Here is a 20,746-nt window from a genome sequence, read left to right on the forward strand (position 1 = left end):
GTGCGTGGCGTCCAGCCAGACGTGGTCCAGGCCGTGCTTTTTCATCTCGAAGTCGATCGCACGGGCCACGATGTCACGTGGGGCCAGCTCGCCGCGCTCGTCATGCGAAGGCATGAAGCGCGTGCCATCGGGCAGGCGCAGGATGGCGCCCTCGCCGCGCATGGCTTCGGTGATCAAAAAGCTGCGCTCTTGCGGGTGATACAGACAGGTCGGGTGGAACTGAATGAATTCCATGTTGCCGACGCGGCATCCCGCGCGCCAGGCCATGGCGATGCCATCGCCGGTGGCCGTGTCGGGGTTGCTGGTGTAGCGGTAGACCTTGCCGACGCCGCCAGTGGCCAGCACCACGGCCGAGGCCGCCAGGGTTTCAACGCGGTGGGTTTCAATGTCGAGCGCGTAGACGCCGTGGCAGCGCTGGGTGTTGGCCGAGGTGGCGCCGCCCTTGCGCAAATGACGGTCGGTGATCAGGTCCACGGCCATCCAGCGCTCGCGCATGCTGATGTTGGGGTGGCGCTTGACCTCGTCCAGCAGCACATCGTGGATGGCTTTGCCGGTGGCGTCGGCCGCATGGGCGATGCGCCGCACAGCGTGGCCGCCTTCACGGGTGAGGTGCAAACCGAGCGGGCCATCAGGATCGGGCGAGAAAGGCACACCACGCTCGACCAACCATTGCACCGCGCGGGCGCTGTGGCGGGCAATGAACTCGGCCGTGTGCTCATCGACCAAACCCGCACCCGCTTCCTGGGTATCGCGCACGTGGGACCCGATGCTGTCATCGTTGCCCAGCACGCCGACGATGCCGCCCTGTGCCCAGGCGGTGGCGGCTTCTTCCAGCTGGCGCTTGGCCAGCACGATGACGGGTTGTGTCTCGGCCAGGTGCAGCGCCACCGTGAGACCGGCCAGGCCCGCGCCGATGATGACGACGGGGAGTTGTGAGGCCGAAAGTTGGTCTGGCATGCAAATGGGCGACGGGGTCGCAAAGGCGGGCAATCAGCCATTTTAGTCACTGCTACCATTCCCCCGCACCGTCCTTCCTGACGGCTTCACTTTCGGAGTTCACCATGCGCTGGAAAGGCAACCGCCAAAGCGACAACGTCGAAGACGCACGAGATGAAGCCTCGGGCGGTGGTGGAGGCCGGCAAGGCTTCTCGCTGGGTGGCGGCGGCCTGAGCCTGGGCACCGTGGCCATCGCGCTGGTGGCCAGCTACTTTCTGGGCATCAACCCCATGACGGTGCTCAACATGCTGAGTGGTGGCGGCGGTGTGGTGAGCAGCCCCGCCCCCTCGCAAGTCAGCGACCCCACGGCCTCCACCCAGCCGCCGCAGCCCAGCCAGGATCCGCAAGTGCAGTTCGTGGCCACCGTGCTGGCCGACACCGAAGACGTCTGGGGCGAGATTTTCAAACAGGCTGGCGGCACCTATGAGAACCCCAAGCTGAAGATTTTTCGCGGGGCCACCAGCACGGCATGCGGCCGAGGTGAATCGGCCATGGGCCCCTTCTACTGCCCGGCCGACCACAAGGTCTACGTCGACCTGGCGTTTTACGACACGCTGCGCGACCGCCTTGGGGCGCCCGGCGACTTTGCCCAAGCCTACGTGATCGCCCATGAAGTGGGCCACCACGTGCAGAACTTGCTGGGCACCTCGGCCAAGCTGGACGAGGCGCGTGGCCGCATCAGCAAGGCGCAGTACAACGCCTTGAGCGTGCGCCTCGAGCTGCAAGCCGATTGCTTTGCCGGCGTGTGGGCCAACCACGCGCAGCGCTCGCGCCAGATCATTGAAGCCGGCGACATCGAGGAAGCGCTGAATGCCGCCTCGCAGATTGGCGACGACACGCTGCAACGCAAATCGCAAGGCCAGGTGGTGCCCGAGAGCTTCACCCATGGCAGCAGCCAACAGCGCGTGAGCTGGTTCAAACGCGGCTTTGAAAGCGGCGACATCAACCAGTGCAACACTTTCACCAAACAGCCTGTTTGAGCAGGCATTGACCGAGGAGACACCCCAAATGCAAGCCTGGATCTGCGACAACCCCACCGGCATCGATGCCCTGACCTGGAAAGAAACCCCCACGCCCGAGCCTGGCAAAGGCGAAGTGCGCGTGGCCATCAAGGCCGCCAGCCTGAACTTTCCCGACATCTTGATCGTGCAGGGCAAGTACCAGATGAAGCCCAACCCGCCTTTCGTGCCTGGCGCCGAGTTCGCGGGCGTGGTGGAGGCGGTGGGCGAAGGCGTCAAGCACCTGGCGGTGGGCACCTCGGTGGCGGGCTTCGCAGGCACGGGCGGTTTTGGCACCCACACCGTGGCACCTGCCGCCATGCTGATGCCGCTGCCCCCAGCGTTTTCATTTGAAGATGGCGCAGCGTTTCTGTGCACCTATGGCACGTCGTACCACGCGCTGATGGACCGCGCTGCCCTCAAGGCTGGCGAGACCGTGCTGGTGCTGGGCGCTGCCGGAGGCGTGGGCACGGCGGCGATCCAGATCGCCAAAGCGGCTGGTGCCAAGGTGATCGCGGCCGCGTCCAGCGACGACAAGTGCGCGCTGTGCAAGCAGTTGGGGGCCGACGAGACCATCAACTACAGCACGGGCAACCTGCGCGAGGAGCTGAAGACCTTGACTGGTGGCAAAGGCCCGGACGTGGTCTATGACCCGGTGGGTGGCGATCTGACCGAGGCGGCCTTCCGTTCGATCGGCTGGCGCGGCCGCTACCTGGTCATCGGCTTTGCCAACGGCACCATCCCGGCCCTGCCCTTGAACCTGGCCTTGCTGAAGGGCGCGTCGATCATGGGCGTGTTCTGGGGCGAGTTCGCCAAGCGCGAACCGCAGAACAACGCGGCTTGCTTGATGCAACTGGCGGCCTGGTACATGGAGGGCAAGATCAAGCCCTTGATCGAGCACAAGCTGCCGATGTCGCAACTCAAGGAAGCGTTCGCGCTGATGGGTGCACGCCAGGTGCGCGGCAAGGTTGTGCTGGTGAACAGCTGAACCCAGATCGCAGGCAAAGAAAAGCCCACCCCCGCCTCTCAGGACAACCAGCCGCATGCGCGGGGGAGTGCGCATGAGAGAGAGCGGCTGCCGCGTCAAGCGGGGCCCTGAGTTTGGTGGGTCCGTCGGGGGTGGGAAGAAACGTGATCAACTTCGCAACACCCACCAATCGACGAGTGGATTGAGGTCTTCGCAGCGCACTTCTTTTTTGACGATGCGCTCGATCGCCGGGCAGTGTTCGGCCGGGACGACCGGGGCCTTCGTCATCCAGTAGTGCACATGCGCCTGGGTGATGCCTCCACCGATTTCGCGGGCCAAGCGGCTTTGGGAGCCGACGATGGTCACGGCCTTTTTGAGAGCTTCCTGAGGTGTCATTGATTAATTTCCAGTCTGCAGATGTATTTGTAGCTCATTCAAGATATTTTTGCAATGAATGCCACAAAGAGCTTTGTAGCATTCGCGCATGAATGAATGGAAAACCTTCACTGGTCGCCTGTTGTGGGCCATGAACCGCGCGGGCAAGACCAACCAGAGCGAGTTGGCGCGGGCCGTGGGAGTCAAACCGCAATCCATCCAGTACCTGTGCCGGCCCGATTCGGGGGCGCAAGGCAGCACGCACACGCCCGCCCTGGCGCATGAATTGCGCGTGGCGGCCCATTGGCTGGCCAGTGGCGAAGGCCAACCCGCCAGCCTCGAACACACCGGGTGGCGGCTGGACGAGTCGGCATCGCCAGCCTACACATCAAGCCCTGCCACGCGGGCCCTGGTCACCTGCACCTACCGGCTCACGGGCACCGGGGACATCGAAGTGCTGGCGCTGGACACCGGGCTGGACGCGGGCCATGTGCTCACCCCCATCGTGGCCGCAGGGGTGCATGCCGTGCGGGTCAAAGGCAATGCCTTGTCGCCGTACGTGAAAGACGGCCAGTACCTGCTGCTGCAATCGGCGCCCGACAAGCTGCCTGTGGAAGAAAACATCGTCATCACCCTGGTCGGCGGACGAAGGCTGCTCAGGGAGTTGATGCACCAGCGCGATGGCAGCCTGGTGGTCTTGCCGGTGCAGGGTGGTCAGCCGGAGGCCATTGAGGTCAGCGACATCGGTCAGATTGAATCGGTGGTGTGCGTGGTCAGCCGCCGCTTTTGGCAGGCCGACACGATGTCTTGAGGGCGTTGCTTGGCGCCCTCAGAAAGCTGACTCAACGCTGCTGCAAAGCCCAGCGCACGTGCTCGCCCACCAGGTCCAGGTCCGTGCCTTGGGGTGGTCGCTCAAGCCACTGCTGCAAGGCCGCGCTGACGGCCTCATCGCCCGTGTCGCGCCAGGCATTGCCCAGCGCCACCGCGATGTTGCGCTGCCACTTGGCAAAGCCGATGCGGCGGATGGGGCTGCCCTCCATGGTCCGCAGAAAGGTGGCTTCATCCCAGGCCCACAGTTGCAGCAAGGTGGGCGCGTCGAACACGGTGCGGGCATCGAAATCGGGCACCTGCGCGCGTTGGGCAAACTTGTTCCAGGGGCAGATCAGCTGGCAATCGTCACACCCGTAGATGCGGTTGCCCATCAAGGCCCGCAGCTCCAGCGGGATCGGGCCGCCATGCTCAATCGTCAGGTAAGAGATGCAGCGGCGGGCATCCACCTGGCGCTCGCCGACGATGGCCTGCGTGGGGCACACATCCATGCAGGCCTGGCAAGCGCCGCAATGCGCGGTCTCCGGTGCCGTCAAAGGCAAAGCCAGGTCCACGTAAATCTCACCCAGGAAGAAGGTCGAGCCCGCATCGCGTGACAACAGCAGCGTGTGCTTGCCCCGCCAACCCAGGCCGCTGCGGCTGGCCAGCTCCACCTCCATCACCGGCGCCGAATCGGTGAACACGCGGTGACCAAAGGGCCCCAGGTGCACAGCCAACTGGTCGGACAGGCTTTGCAGCCGTGCGCGCAGCACCTTGTGATAGTCGCGGCCCCGCGCATAGACCGACACGGTGGCATCCAGAGGCCGTTCCATGCGCGCCCATTCGATGGCCTGCCAACCATCAAGCGTGCCCTGCGGCAGGTAATCCATGCGCGCCGTGATCACCCGCACGGTGCCCGGCACCAGCTCGGCAGGACGCGCCCTTTTGAGGCCATGGGCGGCCATGTAGTGCATCTCACCGTGGAAACCACGCGCCAACCAGGCTAATAAACCGGCCTCGGCACTTGACAAGTCCACGTCCGCGACCCCAATCTGCGAAAATCCCAACTCCGAGGCCCAACCCCGCAAGCGTGTCAGCACCTCATCCAGGTCCAAAACCGATGATGAAGTGCCTTCCGACAAGCTTGGCCGCAGTTCCTGACGCATGTGACGATCCTAACAAGCACCCTGCCCCAACCCACGAGTCCATCGGTGACGCGCGGCGACTTTGTCTGGCCTGACGAAGACGCGTGCAGCGCCATGGCGGGCCAATGGGCAGACCTCTTGAAGCCGTCGCTGCAGGAAGGCGAGTCCGCGATCATCGAATTGCGGGGCACCTTGGGCGCTGGCAAAACCACCTTCACGCGCCACCTGCTGCGCGCCCTGGGCGTGGAAGGCCGCATCAAGAGCCCCAGCTACGCGGTGGTTGAACCGCACGAAGCGCCGGGCATGGCCATCTGGCATTTTGATTTCTACCGCTTCAACGACCCGCAGGAATGGGAAGACGCGGGCTTTCGCGACCTGTTCGCCAGTGCAGGCCTCAAGCTGGTGGAATGGCCCGACAAGGCCGCTGGCCTGCTGCCCGTGGCCGACCTGCTGCTGAACCTGACCCCGCTGGATGAAGACCGGCGCCAGGTGCGCGTGGAAGCAGGCACGGCGCAAGGTGCGCAATGGTTGTCGCGGTTGATTCAGGAGGGCGTGCCCCATGGATGACCTGAACCGACGTCAATTGCTGACACGCGGTGCGCAGGGCGCGCTGGTGTTGCTGCTCGGCCCGATGGAGCTGGCGCACGGCGCGCAGCTCATGGCCGTGCGCGTGTGGCCCGCCTCCGACTACACCCGCGTCACGCTGGAATCCGACACGCCCCTGCAGGCCAAGCACTTCCTGGTGGTCAACCCCATGCGCCTGGTGGTCGACATCGAAGGCCTGGAGTTGAACATGCAGCTGCGCGAGCTGGTCAGCAAGGTGCGCGCCGACGATCCCTACATCGCCAAAGTGCGCGTCGGCCAGTTCAAGCCCAACATCGTGCGTTTGGTGTTCGACCTGAAACAAGCAGCCAAGCCGCAGGTGTTCAGCCTGCAGCCGGTGGCCGCTTATCAGCACCGCCTGGTGTTCGATCTGTATTCTGTGGTGGATGCCGACCCGCGCCTGGCCTTGCAATCCGCCGCAGCGCAGAACGCGGCCAGCGCGCCCACGGCCGCCAGCCAGGCCGGTGCCTCGGCGCCTGCCAGCACGCCCTTGCCAGGCAGCAGCGCTTCCGCCCCCATCAACCTGGCGGGCGTGGGCAAGGGCAGCGCGTCGGACCAGGCCGCCAACGCCGTCAATGACGCACTGGGCGACTTCATTGGTGACTTGCGGCAACGCAGCACCGACAAGGCCGTGGTCCGCGCCACACCCCCGTCCAAAAGCATTGACAAAAACGCCGACAAGGCGGCCGAGAGCTCAGCCCCCGAGCTGGCGAGCCTGGATGCCCGCAAATCCACCCAGCGCCTGGTCATCATCGCGCTGGACGCGGGCCATGGCGGCGAAGACCCGGGCGCCGTCGGCCCCAGCGGCCTGTATGAAAAAGACGTGGTCCTGTCGATCGCCAAGTTGCTGCGCGCGCGCATCAATGCCCAACCCGGCATGCGCGCCATGCTCACGCGCGAGTCCGACTACTTCGTGCCCTTGAACGAGCGCGTGACCAAGGCCCGGCGCGTGCAGGCCGACCTGTTCATGTCCATCCACGCCGATGCCTTCTTGAACCCACAGGCCCGGGGTGCTTCGGTGTTCGCCTTGTCAGAGAACGGCGCCTCGAGCGCCGCCGCGCGCTGGATGGCCAAGAAGGAGAACTCGTCCGACCTGGTCGGCGGGGTCAACATCAAGGCCAAGGACGCCACGGTGATGCGCGCCTTGCTGGACATGTCCACCACCGCGCAGATCAAGGACAGCCTGAAGCTGGGCAGCGTCATTTTGGGCAACCTGGGCAAGATCGGGCGTCTGCACAAGGGCAAGGTCGAACAGGCCGGCTTCGCCGTGCTGAAGGCCCCTGACATCCCTTCCGTGCTGGTGGAAACCGGCTTCATCTCCAACCCGGAAGAAGAAGCCAAGCTGCGCGACGAGGACTACCAGGCCAAGATGGCCGATGCCCTGCTGGCCGGCATTCAGCGCTACTTCGCCAAGAACCCGCCCATGGCGCGCAACCGGGCCCTGTGACGCTTCTTCAATCGTGCTTGCGCTCGCGTTCGCGCTGCCGCAGCACGTCGATCAGCACATTGAAGGTGCGCGCCAGGTGGCCGATCTCGTCCTGGGTTTTGACCGTGAGGTTGGCGGCCTCGTAGTCGCCGTTCTTCAGGGCATGGGCGGCGCGCGTCAGGGCGCGGATGGGCTGCACGATGGTGCGGGCGAACATCAAGGCCAGGGCCGTGAACAGCAGGCCCACCAGGCCCACGCTCCACAGCAACTGCGTGAACAGGCGCTTGAGCGGCGCCTCGAACAAGGCCTGTGATTCGCCCACGCCCACCACCCAGTTGTGCCCCTTGACCGGCGCGTAGCCCGCGATCTCCTGGCTGTTCGACACGGTGGAGTGGTAATCCACGTGGCCCACGTCTTGCGCGCCCACCATCACCTTGGCCAACTCGGGCATGTTCAGGCTGTCGATGTGGTCCCGCGCAAAGCGTTGGTCGGCGCGGATCTCGGCGGCCTTGGCGGCGGGCAAGGTGTCCAGACTGCTGTACAGCAAGGTGGCGTTGGGGTGGTACAGCAAGATGCCATCGCCATCGACCAGGAAGGGCTCGCGCACCGAATCCTCTTGCGCCTCGTTGAGGATGGACACCACCGAGGTGGCCTTCAGGCGCAACACCACCGCGCCGATCACCTCGCGGCTTTCGTCAAACACCGGGTAGGCGAAGAACATGCCCGCCGTGCCCGTCACCGCGCCGACGACGATGCCGGTGATGTGTGGGCGCCCCGCCATGGCCGCCTTGAAGTACTCGCGGAACTTGAAGTTCTTGCCCATGACCGTGGCGTCGCTGGACACCACAGCCGTGCCCGCGGTGTCCATCACCATGATCAGGTGGATGTCGGGGTTGGAGCGCACCAGCGAATCCACCTTGGCCTTGATGGCGGGTTGGCGGGCCTCCAGCGGCTGGGCCAGGAAATCGACAAAGTCGGCGTCGTTGCCCATGGCACGCGCCTGGTTCTGGCTGTCGGTGATCAACTGCGACAAGCGCCCGGCCGTGCTTCGGGCCAGGTGCTCCAGGTTCTGCAGTTCACTGGCAGACACCGTGGCCAGGCTGGCGTGGTGGTTGTAGTAGGCCGTGATCATCATCGGCATGAGCGCGGTCAGCACCATGGCCAGCGTCATCTTGAGCGCCAGGGGCCACGACGAGGGCGAGGCCGCCCCACGCAGGTACACGCCCAGCCGCGCTTTCAAAAGATGGGGGGATTTCTTGATCAGGGCCCAGCCGGGCAGGTCCAGGTGATGCGCAGCGTCACCGGCGCGCAAGGCCTCCTGCAGGCCCATGCTGGACGCGTGGGCGGCGAACAGGGCACGGCGCCACGATTGGATATCTTGTGGCCGCTGCGTCGGGTCCATTTGCAGCGCCCAATCGATGGCGCCCAGGAACTGCGGGCTGAAGCGCCCCTCGCCGGCTTGCACCGCAGGCACCAGTGGATCTTGCGGCGCCATCTGGCGGTCCAGCGCATCGGGCGGCTTCTTGCCCGTGACCAGCCAGTACAGCGTGGCTCCGAAGGCGTAGATGTCGGTCCAGGCACCCTGGTGGCCATCTTCGTATTGCTCGATGGGCGCGTAGCCGGGCGTGACGGCGATGTCGGACTGATCGGACGCGCCCACCGCCTGCCGGGCCGAGCCGAAATCCAGCAGCACCAGCGAGCCGTCGCCACGGCGGACCTGGATGTTGTCGGGCTTGATGTCGCGGTGCAGGAAGCCCGCCGCGTGCACCACCGACAGGCCGTCCAGCAAAGGCTGCAGCAGGAGCGACAGGGCCTTCTCGCCTTTGTTGGCGTGCTTGGGCCACCAGGCCTTGAGCGGGCTGCCGCGCTCGTATTCCAGCACCATGTAGGCGGTCTGGTGGGCCTCAAAAAAGCGGGCCACACGCACGATGTTGGGGTGGCGGAAGGTGGCCAGGGTGCGGCCTTCGATCAGGAAGCTGTCGAGCCCATTCTGGTAGCGCTCGCGGTGGCGCGTGGAGTGGGCGGACACGGTTTTGCCCGAGGTGCGAAAGGCGATCTCCTCAGGCAGGTACTCCTTGATGGCCACGCGCGAGTTCAGGTTGACGTCGGTGGCCAGGTAGGTGATGCCGAAGCCGCCTTGGCCCAGCACCCGGTCGATGCGGTATTCGTGCAGGCGAAAGCCTGCTGGCAAGGCCAGGGCGGTGCTCCCGGTCTGCGCGGGGCGTGGTGGGGCGGGTGCTTGGGCTTGAACCGCTGGCGCGGTGTTGCCCTGGGGCCAATGGGGATCAATGATGGTCTGGTCATCGTCCTTCGGGCAGGCTGGCGCCACGACTGTCTTGTCGGGATCGTCCAGTTGGCTGTCCGCCGTGTTCATGCCGTGCCGTGCTCCAAATCGCCAAGCAGGCAGTGTCCCTCAGTTCGTGCGCCTGCATCCGCGCCAGCGTGGTTGCATCTGCGATTCAGCAGCAAAGATGCACACGAAACCTGATCCCCGACAATGGCCCATGCCCATCACTTTTGCATTGCTCGCCTGCGCCATCGCTTCGGCATGGTGGCCCACCAAGGCATTTCCTGGCAGCAAGGGATTGCTGCTTGCGCCCTGGATGATCTTGTTCGCGGCCGCCATGGTGGCGGCTTGCTTCGCTGGGGTGTTGACCGCCACTGCCGTCGTGGCGCTCCTTGTGATGACAGGCATTTGCTTGAAGGCCGCGAGCCTGGAGACGCGCCAGCAGCAAGCCGGGGCATGGACTTGGGCTGCAGGAGGGCTGGGCTTGGCCTTGGCAGTGCATGCGCTGCCCGGCTTTCACAACCCCTTGCTGGTCAACGCCGTGCGCACGACCCCGGATGCGGTGCCATTCACGCTGTACGCCAATTTCGACAAGGGCAGCGTCGGCCTGTTGCTACTGGCCTGTTTGGCGCCCCGCCTGGCCTCCTGGCAAGATGCGCGCGCTGCCGTGGCGCCGACGCTTGTCGCCGTCTTGGCCACCGCAGCCGCGGCGATTGGGGCGGCTTGGCTGGCCGGCCATGTGCGCTTCGAACCCAAGCTGGGCGCCGCACTGCCGCCGTTTGCGCCGACCTTCCTGTTCGTCAACTTGTTCTTCACCTGCGTGGCTGAAGAGGCGTTCTTTCGTGGGCTGATTCAGGAGCGGCTGACGCGCGCCCTGGCGCACCGACCCGGGCTGATTTTCTTGCCCATCCTCTTGTCTGCCGCCTTGTTCGGATTGGCGCATCTGGGGGGCGGGCCGCTTTACATGGCGTTTGCCACACTCGCCGGGCTGGGTTATGCGGGGGTGTACGCCAAGACCCGTCGCGTGGAGGCTGCGGTGGTGACGCACTTTGCGGTCAATGCGACGCACTTCATTTTCTTTACTTATCCTGCTTTGGGCAGATGACAGTGTTGGGGAGGGTGACTGGTACCTCATGACATTCGTCGGCCGCTTGAGCCTGCGAGCATGATCTCTGCAGGCGCGCGCGCTCATACCTTGGCGAGGAAGGACGCCGCATCACCCGCTTCACATTTCCAGTCTGCGAAGACCCCAACCAGATTGCATTCCACGCAGTGGCAAGCAATGTAGTACCAGCGCACGTCATGTGTGCCCTCGTACACGGAGACGCCGGACATCAGCTCGAACACCTCGTTCTCGCACACGCACTCGTGCGCCTCGGGGGCGGCCTCATCAACGTAGTCCGCGCTGTCGCCCATCAGGTGTTCCTGCCCGCAGTCGGTGCAGGTGCGGATTGCCACGCCGGCTTCTTCATCGGTCTGCAGCGCAAAAGTCCGGCACCCGCAATCGCATTTGGACGAGGCAAACCGGACGGCCTCATGGCGATTCGCAACGCTGTAGCTGCGCAGCTCGGCTTGGGTGTCGCCGGACGTCGTCCCGTACCAGAACTCGCCCTTCTTCGTCAGTGCCATTGATGCTGTTCCATTCTTCAAGGTGGGCTTCCCGGCAGAATGACGCCAGGCTTGCCCCGATCATCTGGATTTTGCCTGGAGGCACGGTGAATCGTCGTCAAGGGCCCGGGTCGGGGTGATCGCCGACAAGGGCTGCGGACATCCTTGAATGCCGATTCTTGGAGGTCGCAACCATCCGGCGGCCTCTCCGGTTCGAATGGCTCCTATCGGCCTGGAGCCGAAACGCATAGGCGACCGGCAGGTGTGCAGCGGTTGCTGGCAGTGGTGGCCACACGCTGAACTCACGGCCTAAGCAACATTGCAGTCAATGGGCCAACGCGCCTGAAGCCACAGGAATGACCGGTTTCGACGGCACTGCTGACATGGTCACTGTCGTCACTTAGGCAGCGTCACTTCGGCATAGATCATGCAGCCTCTCAAGGTACCGAACTCACCCGCCCGACTCAGAGGAGTCTGGGGCACTTGTGGGCGCCTCTTCGCTTGCCGCTGAATCTCCGTTGAAGAAGCGCGCGAAGCCACTGATTGGCGGCAATGGCTTGTACACCAATGCAACGGACTCCTCCGGCGAGATCCCGAGTACACGCAGAATCAGTGCGGTTGTCCGCCTTGGCAGGTCCATGTCGTCTTTCGCAGCCGCTCTATCGGCAGCGTGGCCCTGCGCGAGGTTACCCAGCGCCATCTGCAGCTCCCCGCGCTCGACGCGGAGCATGGCATGAAGCGTGCCGACAATCGCCACCACGCTCATCGGCACGTCGTCTACCTTGAAGCGCTTTTGCGCGAGCCCGTCAAAAACGTCCCGCAAAAAGAATTTGCCCAGACCGTTGGCGGCAGATGCCGGCCGCATCAACGAGCTGGACAAGAACTTGCCCCATAGCGGATCCGCACGCGCCTGAAGCAAGGTGTATTGCAGGCCCGCACTCAATCGCTCAGCAGGGTCGATCAGGTGCCGGGTTGCGGCGTCCACGACCTTGCCTGATGCCTCCAGCACCTCTTCGACCAAGGCGTTGTAGATCGCCTCCTTCGAAGCGAAATAAGTATAGAAGGTCCCAAAACCGACATCTGCCGCCGTGGTGATTTCTTGAATCGAAACCTCGGGGCCGCCGGTCTCCGCCATCAAGGCATAGGCCGCTTCCATCAGGCGCAGACGGGTAGCCTGCTTGCGCTTTTCTACGCGGGGACGTCTGGTGGCAGTCACGGTTACTCCTAGTCGCACCCATTCTAACCGCCGCCCTCATGGAAATCGATTAACTGTCATACTCGATTTGAAATCGACTTGTGTTTATACTGCGTCCATTTCACCCATTCATCACGATGACGGAGCCATCACATGGCAAAACCTTCCGATCAAAGCGGCGCTGCCGCGAAGCCCATTCCGCAGTACATCGCACATTGGGTGTGCAAGACCGCCCGGCGCGAGGAGGTGATCGCGTGGTACCAGCAAGCGTTCGATGCGGAGATCGTTCACATCGACAAGACCATCGCCTTCCTGACGTGGGATGGCGAGAGCCATCGACTCGCTTTGGTGAACTTGCCATCGTGGCTGCGGTTTCTCTTTCCCTTGTCGAAGATTCGCCGCAAGCTCTATGGCTTTGACCACATCGCGCTGGCCTTTCGTTCACTGGAAGACCTGCTTGGCACCTATGTGCGCATGCGTGATAGAGGCATCCAGCCGGTCTGGTGCATCAACCACGGCCTGACGACGTCCATCTATTACGAAGATCCGGATGGCATCAGGCTGGAGTTCCAAGTCGAAAACTTCGATACCCCCGAGGAGACAAAACGCTACTTCAGCAGCGAGGCCTTCGCCAAGAACCCCATCGGCGTGAACTTCGATCCCGAGTACCTGCTCAAGCAATTCCGCGCCGGCGTACCGGTCAAGGAACTCATGCGGCAAGGGGCGGGCACGCCGCCGGGCCAAAAGCAAGTGGGCAACATGAAGGCCATCAACTGGAGGACACTGTGATGAGCACGCAAAAGGCAAGCGCGCCCGTGATCATCGTTGGCGCAGGCGCCACGGGCTGCACCTTGGCACTCCTGCTGGCTGGCTACGGCATCCCAAGCATCCTGCTTGAGCGACGCAAGGCGCCCATGCAACATCCGGCTGCGCATGTCGTCAATGGCCGCAGCTTTGAAATTTGGGCCGGCTACTCCGAGGACATGGCCCAAGACCTCTTGGCGCTGTGCCCACCCATCGAAGACATCGGCGAGATTCGCTGGTGCACCAGCTTGGCCGAGCCATCGCTGGGCGGCTTGAACGTCCTGGGTGACCAGAAGCGGGTCGACGAGGTCTTGACGCACTGCCACTATCACATCTCCCACATCGGCCAGCATCAACTCATGCCCGCCTTGTGGGCTTGGGTGGAGAAAGAACCGCTCATTTCGTTTGTCAAGGGCGCGAACGTTCAGGCGTTCACGACCAGCCACGTTGGCGTGACAGTGAAGGTCGATCAGCAGGATGGCAGCGCATCAACACTTGAGGCCGACTGGCTGGTCGGTGCGGATGGTGCCAACAGCGCCGTCCGGGAAGCGCTTGGCATTGAGTTGAAAGGGCCTGTCCTGGCACACATGGCCAGCGTCTTCTTCAGGGCCAACCTGGATGCGATCCTGCCCAAGCCTTACCCGCTTTTGACGTGGCTCTACAACCCCGACTTCTGCGGCGTGTTGATCAAACATGCCGATGACCACTACATCCTGATGGGACCGTTCGTCTGCCGAGATCAGGAAATGGTCCGCGATCCGCAAGCCTACTGGGCACGAATCATTCCAACGGTCATTGGTGAGCAAACGCCCTTTGAGATCAAGACGCAAGGCAACTGGAGCATGACCGCCCAGCAAGCGAGCCGCTATCGAGATGGTCGAGCCTTGCTCGCGGGTGACGCCGCGCACCGCTTTCCACACACCGGTGGCTTTGGCCTCAATGGCGGCGTGCAGGATGCCCAGAACATCGCATGGAAGCTGGCTGCAGTCCTTGAAGGGCGCGCGAAGGACACCTTGCTGGACTCGTATGAAGTCGAGCGAAAGGCTGTCATTCAGCTCTTCCTGGCGCAAAGTGTTGGCAATCACTTCAAGCTTGACGAAGTGACCACCTACCTCAACATCACCAATCGGAGCCTGATGGGGGTCACCCGGGCTTTTGCATCCGCGCCGCTCAAGTGGTTGCCAGGACGACTCAAGGGGCGCTTGGCCGATGGGATGATGAAGCTGGCATTCAGCAAGACCAAGCTGCTTAGCCGAAAGACCAAGCAGGCTGACAAGCTGCGCAAGCAGATCGCCGATGCGATCCCAGGCCAAATCGAGCACTTTGTGTCGACGGGCCTGGAGTTTGGCTACGCCTACAAAGCTGGCTTGGTGATCCCGGAAGCTTTGCCTCAACCCAAAATTGGCGCCGGTGTGGTGGACTACAAGCCCACGACATGGCCTGGCGCTCGTCTGCCCCATGTCCCTGTCCTTCATGAAGGGCAGACCAAGCCGCTGATCCATCTGGTGGACAAGCGCAAGTTCACCCTGATCGTGCACGATGCCGATGCGTGGACACAGGCCTTGAGCCAGTCGACAGGTCTGGCGCGCTGCCGTCACTTAACGGTCGTGTTGGCCCAATCGAGCCTGTCTTCTGATCCGCAATGGCCTGTGCGGCAGTTGGAGGTCGGTCAGCACGGTGCGGTCCTTGTGCGCCCAGATGGGCACGTCGCCTGGAGAACGCACAAGCATGCGGCTTCATCCATAGAAGCATTGAACCAAGCGATGACCAGTTTGACGACATGCTTTGTCTCGGACCAGCGCCCTGTGCCCATGCCCAGTCCATCGCACCAATTGTCAGTACGCAGAACAGCCTGAACAAGCTCCGGTGGGCCCCTCTACGCAACTGCCAAGTCGGGCACCCGCGCCTTCCTGTCACTTCACGAGTTTTCTCCACCATGGCCGTACAAGTCATCAGATACCAGTCCTCCGGCAGCCAGGCATCACACGAGCCTCAATGGGGTGTCGTCTTTGGCGACAAGGTAGCCCCCCTGGCGGGTTCTTTCTCCACAACCGGTGAGTTCGTCAAGCACGGGCTGCAAGCGGCCAAAGCGGCCACGGCGGGCGATGCAACCTTGGCGCTGTCAGGTCTGGCGCTGATGTCGCCAGTGACATCCAATCAGCAGCTTGTCTGCCAAGGCATCAACTACCCGAGCCACATCCGTGAATCGGGCCTGGACCCAGACAACCTGCCGTTCAACAGCATCTTCACCAAGGCTTCTTCATGCATCTCGGGCCCGTTCGACGACGTGGTCCGGCCGCGCCATGTGAAGCTGCTGGACTACGAGATTGAACTGGGCCTGGTCTTGAAGACGGACCTGCTAGGCGAGGTGAGTGTGCGTGCGGACAAGCTGCATGAGTACCTCGCGGGCATCACCATCGTGAACGATGTGTCGGCGCGCGATGTGCAATTGCCGCAAGGGCAGTTCTACAAAGGCAAGAGCTACCGCACATTCGGTCCTGTCGGCCCCTATCTGCTGTTGCTGGAGCCCGCAGAATGGCAGCAGTTGTCGGCCTTGCGGATGACGCTGGAGGTCAATGGTGAAGTCAGACAGCAGGATGTGTGTGGCAGCATGGTGAACAAGCCCCACACGACCCTCACTGAGCTGTCCGGCTTGCAAAACCTGTATGCCGGTGACCTGATCGCCACGGGCACGCCAGCGGGTTGCGCGGCGCAATCGCCTGGCAGGTTGGCGATGCTGGCTGCCAAGGTGCTCCTGAGTGATGCGCAGAAGTGGCGCATCTTCATCAAGGGCGGCTTGAAGAACCCAAAGTACCTGCAGCCCAATGACGTCATGACCTTGTCCATCCGCACGGTGGACGGCGTGCTGGACCTCGGCACGCAAAGAACCAAGATCGTCGCCCAAGCGTGAAGCCATCGGCGGCCGCCTGGCTCCTCGCATGACGACGCCTCAGCCATGAGGCAGGGGGAGCGCCGTTTTGTAGCGCACCTGTTTGAGCGCAAAGCTTGAGCGGATCTTTTCGATCTGAGGCATGGGTGACAACTGCTCGATGATGAAGCGTTCCAGCGTCGGCATGTCGGGTACCGCAACCCGAAGCAGGTAGTCCTCATCGCCGGTCATCAGGTAGCACTCCATGACCTCCTCACGCAGGCATATCTCGCGCTCGAACAATTCCAGTGCGGCACGTGTCTGCTGCTTGAGGCTGATCGAGATGAACACGTTGAGGTGCAGCCCTAGCGCCTGTGGATCAAGCAAGGCGACATAGCTGCGTATCAGCCCTGAAGCCTCCATCGTCTTCACGCGGGCGAGGCAGGGTGAGGGCGACAAGTGCACGCGGCGAGCCAACTCGACGTTGGACAGGCTGCTGTCTTGCTGAAGCTCATCCAATATTCTGAGATCGACGGCATCCATGCTCATTGCTGCTTTGAATCATTGATTTCACAGCATTTTGTGCCGCACAGATCCCCCCATGTCAAGCAATTCAGCACCATCTGTTTTGCCATTTTTTCTACAGTCTCTCCCCAAGAGGAGACTTCAATGAGCAACCTGTCAGATCAAAAAGCATGTTCACAAGCTGTGGACGCCGACCCCGTTGAAACCGAGGAATGGCTGGCCGCGCTTCAGTCGCTGCTTGCCCATGGCGGGCCTGAGCGCGTGCGGGCCATCTTGGATCAGCTGGCCCTTCAGGCACGAGAACCAGGCATTGGGTGGCAGCCCGTGCGCGGCACCCCGTACACCAACACCATCACGGTGGCCAATCAGCCGAGCTTTCCAGGTGACCTGGCCATTGAGGAGCGCCTGGCATCCCTGATGCGCTGGAATGCCCTGGCCATGGTGGTCAGGGCCAACAAGGCCTATGGCGAACTGGGCGGCCACATCGCCAGCTATGCCAGCGCGGCTGATTTGTTCGAAGTGGGCTTCAACCACTTCTTCCGTGCCAGCGAGCAGCCGGGCGCCGGAGACCTCGTCTTCTACCAACCCCATTCCGCACCGGGGGTCTATGCCCGCGCGTTTCTGGAAGGGCGCCTGGGCGAGGAATCATTGGCCCACTACCGCCAGGAGATCACCGCGGCGTCTCATGGCGTGCAGGGCCTGTGCAGCTACCCCCACCCCTGGTTGATGCCGCAGTTCTGGCAGTTCCCGACAGGCTCCATGGGTTTGGGGCCGATCAGCGCAATCTACCAGGCCAGGTTCATGCGCTACCTCGCGCACCGTGGGCTGCTGCAAAGCAGCGAGCGCAAAGTCTGGGGCGTCTTTGGCGATGGCGAGATGGACGAGCCCGAGAGCATGAGCGCGCTCACCTTGGCCGCCCGAGAAAAGCTCGACAACCTGATCTGGGTGGTCAACTGCAACCTCCAGCGCCTGGACGGCCCTGTGCGGGGCAACGGTCGCATCATCGATGAACTGGAGGCGCTCTTTGAGGGCGCAGGCTGGCGCGTCATCAAGCTGGTCTGGGGCTCGGACTGGGATGGCTTGTTTGCCCGCGACAAGGACGGCGCATTGGCCAAGGCCTTTGCCCAGACCGTGGACGGGCAACTCCAGACTTTCGCCGCCAAGGATGGCCGCTACAACCGCGAGCACTTCTTCGGCCAGAATCCGCAGCTCGCGGCCCTGGCCCAAGGCCTGACGGACGAGCAGATCGACCGCCTCAAGCGGGGTGGGCACGATCTGGTCAAGATCCACGCGGCCTACCACGCCGCCATGCAAACCCAAGGGCAACCCTGCGTGATTCTGGCGCAGACCAAGAAGGGCTACGGCATGGGCGACGCTGGTCAGGGCCGGATGACCACGCACCAGCAAAAGAAGCTGGAACCACAGGATTTGATCGCGTTCCGCAACCGCTTCAACCTGCCACTGAGCGATGAGCAGGCCGCCAACATCGAGTTCTACAGGCCCGCCGACGACAGCCCCGAGATGCGCTACCTGCATGCGCGCCGGCAAGCACTCGGCGGCTACATGCCACAACGCCATGCACGCGCCCAGGCGTTGGCGGTGCCGGCTTTGAGCCAATACGGTGAGTTCGCGGTTCAGGCAGACGGCAAGGAGATGAGCACCACAATGGCGTTTGTCCGCATGCTGGGCACCTTGCTCAAGGACAAGGAGCTCGGGCCGCGCGTGGTCCCCATCGTTGCGGACGAAGCGCGAACCTTCGGCATGGCCAACCTCTTCAAGCAGGTGGGCATCTACTCCAGCAATGGCCAGAACTACGAGCCTGAAGACATTGGCTCGTTGATGAGCTACCGCGAGGCCACCAACGGCCAGATCCTCGAAGAAGGCATCAACGAGGCAGGCGCCCTGAGCAGTTGGACTGCTGCCGCGACCAGCTATTCGGTGCACGGCCAGCCCATGCTGCCTTTCTACATCTACTACTCGATGTTCGGCTTCCAGCGGGTCGGTGACCTGATCTGGGCAGCGGCTGACCAACGTTCACGGGGATTTTTGATCGGTGCCACGGCCGGTCGCACCACGCTGGGGGGTGAAGGGCTGCAGCACCAGGATGGCAGCAGCTTGGTGCAAGCGGCCATGGTGCCCAACTGCCGAGCTTACGACCCATGTTTCGCAGGCGAGTTGGCCGTGATTCTGGATCATGGCATGCGCGAAATGCTGGAGCAAGAGCGCGATGTTTTCTACTACATCACCCTGATGAACGAGAACTACAGCCAGCCCACGTTGCCGAGCTCGGTCGAAGGCGATGTGGTCAAGGGCATGTACAAGTTTGACGAACACAAGGCAGGCGCTGGCCGCCCACTAGTGCGCCTTGTCGGCTCAGGCACCATCTTGCGCGAAGTGATCGAAGCGGCCCAGTTGCTGGCGCAAGACTGGCAAATCGACACCGAGATTTGGAGTGCCACCAGCTTCAGCGAGCTGGCCCGCGATGCGCGGGAAGCCGAGCGCTGGAATCGCCTGCACCCTGATGCGGCACCACGCCCGAGCCATGTGGCGCGCTGCCTGGCAGGAGATGCCCCGATCGTGGCGGCCAGCGACTACGTTCGCGCCTGGCCTGAGTTGATGGCTTGCCATGTGGATGCCCCATTCCTTGCGCTGGGCACCGACGGGTTCGGGCGCAGTGACACGCGTGCGGCGTTGAGACAGTTCTTCGAAGTGGACAAGCACCAGGTCGCGCTGGCCGCGCTGACCGCGCTGCGCAAGCAGGGGGCGCTTGATGCGTCCATCTGCGCACAAGCCATCGAGCGCTACCAAATCAATGCCTCATGCCCTTCGTCGTGGTCCTGCTGACCATCGCTCAATCCATTATTTAGCCTATGTCTGAAACCATCGAACTAAAGGTCCCTGACATCGGGGACTATCGCGACGTCAGTGTCATTGAACTGCTGGTCAAACCTGGTGATGTGATTGTCAAGGAGCAAAGCCTGCTCACCGTCGAAAGCGACAAGGCGGCCATTGAGATCCCCTCGTCGCACTGCGGCGTGTTCAAACAGTTCCTCGTGAAATTGGGTGACAAGGTCTCCCAAGACTCACTGATCGCAGTGGTCGACGTGCCGCCAGCAGCCTCAGCCCCACCACCCGTGGCGGTCAATGTGGTGCCCTCTCCGGTTGCCAGCGCTGCGCCAGCGCCGGCAACCGCCCAAGGGGTGCCGCACGCTTCGCCCTCCATCCGAAAGCTGGCCAGAGAACTCGAGGTTCAACTGGCCGATGTGAGAGGAACTGGGCCCAAAGCGCGCATCACCCGTGAAGATGTCCTGGGCTTTGTCAAACAGGTCATGACGGGCCAGGTGCTGACCAGCGCGCAGCGCGCCCATCCCACAGCGGGCGCGGCGGGCAATCCAGGCCCGTTGGCTGGGCTCTCGCCCTGGCCTCAGATTGATTTCGCCAAGTTCGGCCCGATCGAGCGCCAGGAACGCTCTCGCATCAAGAAGATCTCCGGTGCCAACCTGCATCGGAACTGGCTCGTGATTCCCCATGTCACCAACCATGAGGAAGCCGACATCACCGAGCTGGAGGCGCTGCGCGTACAGCTCAACAAGGAGCACAGCGCTGCGGGCGTCAAGGTCACGCTGCTGGCCTTCCTCGTCAAGGTGGCCGCGGCGGCCTTGAAGCGCTTTCCCGAGTTCAATGCCAGCCTGGACGGCGAGCACCTGATCCTCAAGCACTACTGTCACATCGGGTTCGCGGCCGATACGCCCAATGGGCTGGTGGTACCGGTGATCAAAGACGTGGACAAGAAGGGCATCTTGGAGATCAGCCGAGAAATGGGCGAGTTGGCCAGCAAGGCGCGCGAAGTCAAGTTGACGCCAGCGGACATGAGCGGCGGCTGCTTCAGCATCAGCTCGCTGGGCGGCATTGGCGGCACGGGGTTCACGCCCATCATCAATGCCCCAGAGGTGGCCATCATGGGGGTTTGCCGCAGCCAGATGAAGCCGGTATGGGACGGCCAGCAGTTCGTGCCCAGGTTGATTTTGCCGATGTCCCTGTCATGGGATCACCGCGTGATCGATGGCGCGGCCGCAGGGCGTTTCAATGCGCATGTGGCATCTTTGCTGGCCGACTTGCGTCGCATCTCGCTGTGAGTGGG

Annotated in this window: 18 protein-coding genes; 11 read left to right on the top strand and 7 right to left on the bottom strand. The window is 63.0% G+C overall.

Features of this window, described 5'->3' with window-relative positions; all coding sequences use genetic code 11:
• Positions 1–957: FAD-binding protein (locus Q7V20_RS05435; protein WP_304788002.1), on the bottom strand; the 957-nt coding region annotated here is incomplete at its 3' end.
• A gap of 104 nt (positions 958–1,061) precedes the next feature.
• On the opposite strand from Q7V20_RS05435, the gene Q7V20_RS05440 reads away from it, so the two are divergent.
• Together Q7V20_RS05440 and Q7V20_RS05445 are read left to right on the top strand one after the other, a co-directional pair.
• Positions 1,062–1,976: a neutral zinc metallopeptidase gene (locus Q7V20_RS05440; protein ID WP_304788004.1), complete on the top strand. Its 915-nt coding sequence runs from the start codon at positions 1,062–1,064 to the stop codon at positions 1,974–1,976.
• 28 nt (positions 1,977–2,004) lie between these two features.
• Positions 2,005–2,982 carry an NADPH:quinone oxidoreductase family protein gene (locus Q7V20_RS05445; protein ID WP_304788006.1) on the top strand — a complete coding sequence of 326 codons (978 nt, stop codon included), beginning with the start codon at positions 2,005–2,007 and terminating at the stop codon, positions 2,980–2,982.
• A 147-nt stretch (positions 2,983–3,129) separates the two neighbouring features.
• Here Q7V20_RS05445 and Q7V20_RS05450 read toward each other — a convergent pair whose 3' ends face one another.
• The gene (locus tag Q7V20_RS05450; RefSeq protein ID WP_304788007.1) at positions 3,130–3,357 is read right to left on the bottom strand and encodes a YdaS family helix-turn-helix protein; all 228 of its coding nucleotides are present in this window, start codon (positions 3,355–3,357) and stop codon (positions 3,130–3,132) included.
• An 88-nt stretch (positions 3,358–3,445) separates the two neighbouring features.
• Here Q7V20_RS05450 and Q7V20_RS05455 point away from each other — a divergent pair, with 88 nt between their 5' ends.
• Entirely contained in the window at positions 3,446–4,147 is a 702-nt protein-coding gene (locus Q7V20_RS05455; protein WP_304788008.1) for a hypothetical protein, read from the top strand.
• A gap of 31 nt (positions 4,148–4,178) precedes the next feature.
• Here Q7V20_RS05455 and queG read toward each other — a convergent pair whose 3' ends face one another.
• Positions 4,179–5,231 (bottom strand): tRNA epoxyqueuosine(34) reductase QueG, encoded by a 1,053-nt coding sequence (gene queG, locus Q7V20_RS05460; RefSeq protein WP_304788078.1) that lies wholly within the window; start codon positions 5,229–5,231, stop codon positions 4,179–4,181.
• 123 nt (positions 5,232–5,354) lie between these two features.
• Here queG and tsaE point away from each other — a divergent pair, with 123 nt between their 5' ends.
• Together tsaE and Q7V20_RS05470 are read left to right on the top strand one after the other, a co-directional pair.
• The gene (gene tsaE / locus Q7V20_RS05465) at positions 5,355–5,855 is read left to right on the top strand and encodes a tRNA (adenosine(37)-N6)-threonylcarbamoyltransferase complex ATPase subunit type 1 TsaE (RefSeq protein ID WP_304788009.1); all 501 of its coding nucleotides are present in this window, start codon (positions 5,355–5,357) and stop codon (positions 5,853–5,855) included.
• Positions 5,848–7,338, top strand: coding sequence for an N-acetylmuramoyl-L-alanine amidase (locus tag Q7V20_RS05470; protein ID WP_304788011.1), 1,491 nt, complete (start codon positions 5,848–5,850; stop codon positions 7,336–7,338). Before tsaE ends, Q7V20_RS05470 begins: the two co-directional genes overlap by 8 nt.
• Before the next feature lie 7 nt (positions 7,339–7,345).
• Here the strand turns inward: Q7V20_RS05470 and Q7V20_RS05475 are convergent, their stop codons facing one another.
• Positions 7,346–9,691 carry a cache domain-containing protein gene (locus Q7V20_RS05475; protein WP_304788013.1) on the bottom strand — a complete coding sequence of 782 codons (2,346 nt, stop codon included), beginning with the start codon at positions 9,689–9,691 and terminating at the stop codon, positions 7,346–7,348.
• A gap of 97 nt (positions 9,692–9,788) precedes the next feature.
• Between Q7V20_RS05475 and Q7V20_RS05480 the strand changes: the two genes are divergently transcribed.
• Positions 9,789–10,709: a CPBP family intramembrane glutamic endopeptidase gene (locus Q7V20_RS05480; protein WP_304788015.1), complete on the top strand. Its 921-nt coding sequence runs from the start codon at positions 9,789–9,791 to the stop codon at positions 10,707–10,709.
• An 83-nt stretch (positions 10,710–10,792) separates the two neighbouring features.
• Here the strand turns inward: Q7V20_RS05480 and Q7V20_RS05485 are convergent, their stop codons facing one another.
• Entirely contained in the window at positions 10,793–11,233 is a 441-nt protein-coding gene (locus Q7V20_RS05485; protein WP_304788017.1) for a hypothetical protein, read from the bottom strand.
• Between the two features lie 430 nt (positions 11,234–11,663).
• Entirely contained in the window at positions 11,664–12,428 is a 765-nt protein-coding gene (locus Q7V20_RS05490) for a TetR/AcrR family transcriptional regulator (protein ID WP_304788019.1), read from the bottom strand.
• Between the two features lie 132 nt (positions 12,429–12,560).
• Here Q7V20_RS05490 and Q7V20_RS05495 point away from each other — a divergent pair, with 132 nt between their 5' ends.
• The 3 genes from Q7V20_RS05495 to Q7V20_RS05505 all read left to right on the top strand — a co-directional run bounded on the left by Q7V20_RS05495 (position 12,561) and on the right by Q7V20_RS05505 (position 16,122).
• Positions 12,561–13,196, top strand: coding sequence for a VOC family protein (locus tag Q7V20_RS05495; RefSeq protein ID WP_304788021.1), 636 nt, complete (start codon positions 12,561–12,563; stop codon positions 13,194–13,196).
• Positions 13,196–15,067, top strand: coding sequence for an FAD-dependent monooxygenase (locus tag Q7V20_RS05500; protein WP_304788023.1), 1,872 nt, complete (start codon positions 13,196–13,198; stop codon positions 15,065–15,067). The genes Q7V20_RS05495 and Q7V20_RS05500 overlap by 1 nt, the downstream gene beginning before the upstream one ends.
• A gap of 80 nt (positions 15,068–15,147) precedes the next feature.
• Positions 15,148–16,122 carry a fumarylacetoacetate hydrolase family protein gene (locus Q7V20_RS05505; protein ID WP_304788025.1) on the top strand — a complete coding sequence of 325 codons (975 nt, stop codon included), beginning with the start codon at positions 15,148–15,150 and terminating at the stop codon, positions 16,120–16,122.
• Positions 16,123–16,161: 39 nt separating this feature from the next.
• Here the strand turns inward: Q7V20_RS05505 and Q7V20_RS05510 are convergent, their stop codons facing one another.
• The gene (locus Q7V20_RS05510) at positions 16,162–16,629 is read right to left on the bottom strand and encodes an Lrp/AsnC family transcriptional regulator (protein ID WP_304788027.1); all 468 of its coding nucleotides are present in this window, start codon (positions 16,627–16,629) and stop codon (positions 16,162–16,164) included.
• Between the two features lie 120 nt (positions 16,630–16,749).
• On the opposite strand from Q7V20_RS05510, the gene mdeB reads away from it, so the two are divergent.
• Together mdeB and Q7V20_RS05520 are read left to right on the top strand one after the other, a co-directional pair.
• On the top strand, positions 16,750–19,449 hold the full coding sequence (gene mdeB, locus Q7V20_RS05515) for an alpha-ketoglutarate dehydrogenase (protein ID WP_304788029.1): 2,700 nt from the start codon (positions 16,750–16,752) through the stop codon (positions 19,447–19,449).
• Positions 19,450–19,475: 26 nt separating this feature from the next.
• Positions 19,476–20,741 carry a dihydrolipoyllysine-residue acetyltransferase gene (locus Q7V20_RS05520; RefSeq protein WP_304788032.1) on the top strand — a complete coding sequence of 422 codons (1,266 nt, stop codon included), beginning with the start codon at positions 19,476–19,478 and terminating at the stop codon, positions 20,739–20,741.
• Positions 20,742–20,746 lie beyond the last annotated feature (5 nt).

Origin of the sequence: Aquabacterium sp. (genome assembly GCF_030652515.1) — a bacterium.
Classification (GTDB): Bacteria; Pseudomonadota; Gammaproteobacteria; order Burkholderiales; family Burkholderiaceae_C; genus Aquabacterium.

Coding starts and splice junctions, on each gene's coding strand:
- Q7V20_RS05440 (WP_304788004.1), top strand. CDS start 1,062: ATGCGCTGGAAAGGCAACCGCCAAAGCGACAACGTCGAAGACGCACGA.
- Q7V20_RS05445 (WP_304788006.1), top strand. CDS start 2,005: ATGCAAGCCTGGATCTGCGACAACCCCACCGGCATCGATGCCCTGACC.
- Q7V20_RS05450 (WP_304788007.1), bottom strand. CDS start 3,357: ATGACACCTCAGGAAGCTCTCAAAAAGGCCGTGACCATCGTCGGCTCC.
- Q7V20_RS05455 (WP_304788008.1), top strand. CDS start 3,446: ATGAATGAATGGAAAACCTTCACTGGTCGCCTGTTGTGGGCCATGAAC.
- Q7V20_RS05470 (WP_304788011.1), top strand. CDS start 5,848: ATGGATGACCTGAACCGACGTCAATTGCTGACACGCGGTGCGCAGGGC.
- Q7V20_RS05475 (WP_304788013.1), bottom strand. CDS start 9,691: ATGAACACGGCGGACAGCCAACTGGACGATCCCGACAAGACAGTCGTG.
- Q7V20_RS05480 (WP_304788015.1), top strand. CDS start 9,789: ATGCACACGAAACCTGATCCCCGACAATGGCCCATGCCCATCACTTTT.
- Q7V20_RS05485 (WP_304788017.1), bottom strand. CDS start 11,233: ATGGCACTGACGAAGAAGGGCGAGTTCTGGTACGGGACGACGTCCGGC.
- Q7V20_RS05495 (WP_304788021.1), top strand. CDS start 12,561: ATGGCAAAACCTTCCGATCAAAGCGGCGCTGCCGCGAAGCCCATTCCG.
- Q7V20_RS05500 (WP_304788023.1), top strand. CDS start 13,196: ATGAGCACGCAAAAGGCAAGCGCGCCCGTGATCATCGTTGGCGCAGGC.
- Q7V20_RS05505 (WP_304788025.1), top strand. CDS start 15,148: ATGGCCGTACAAGTCATCAGATACCAGTCCTCCGGCAGCCAGGCATCA.
- Q7V20_RS05510 (WP_304788027.1), bottom strand. CDS start 16,629: ATGAGCATGGATGCCGTCGATCTCAGAATATTGGATGAGCTTCAGCAA.
- mdeB (WP_304788029.1), top strand. CDS start 16,750: ATGAGCAACCTGTCAGATCAAAAAGCATGTTCACAAGCTGTGGACGCC.
- Q7V20_RS05520 (WP_304788032.1), top strand. CDS start 19,476: ATGTCTGAAACCATCGAACTAAAGGTCCCTGACATCGGGGACTATCGC.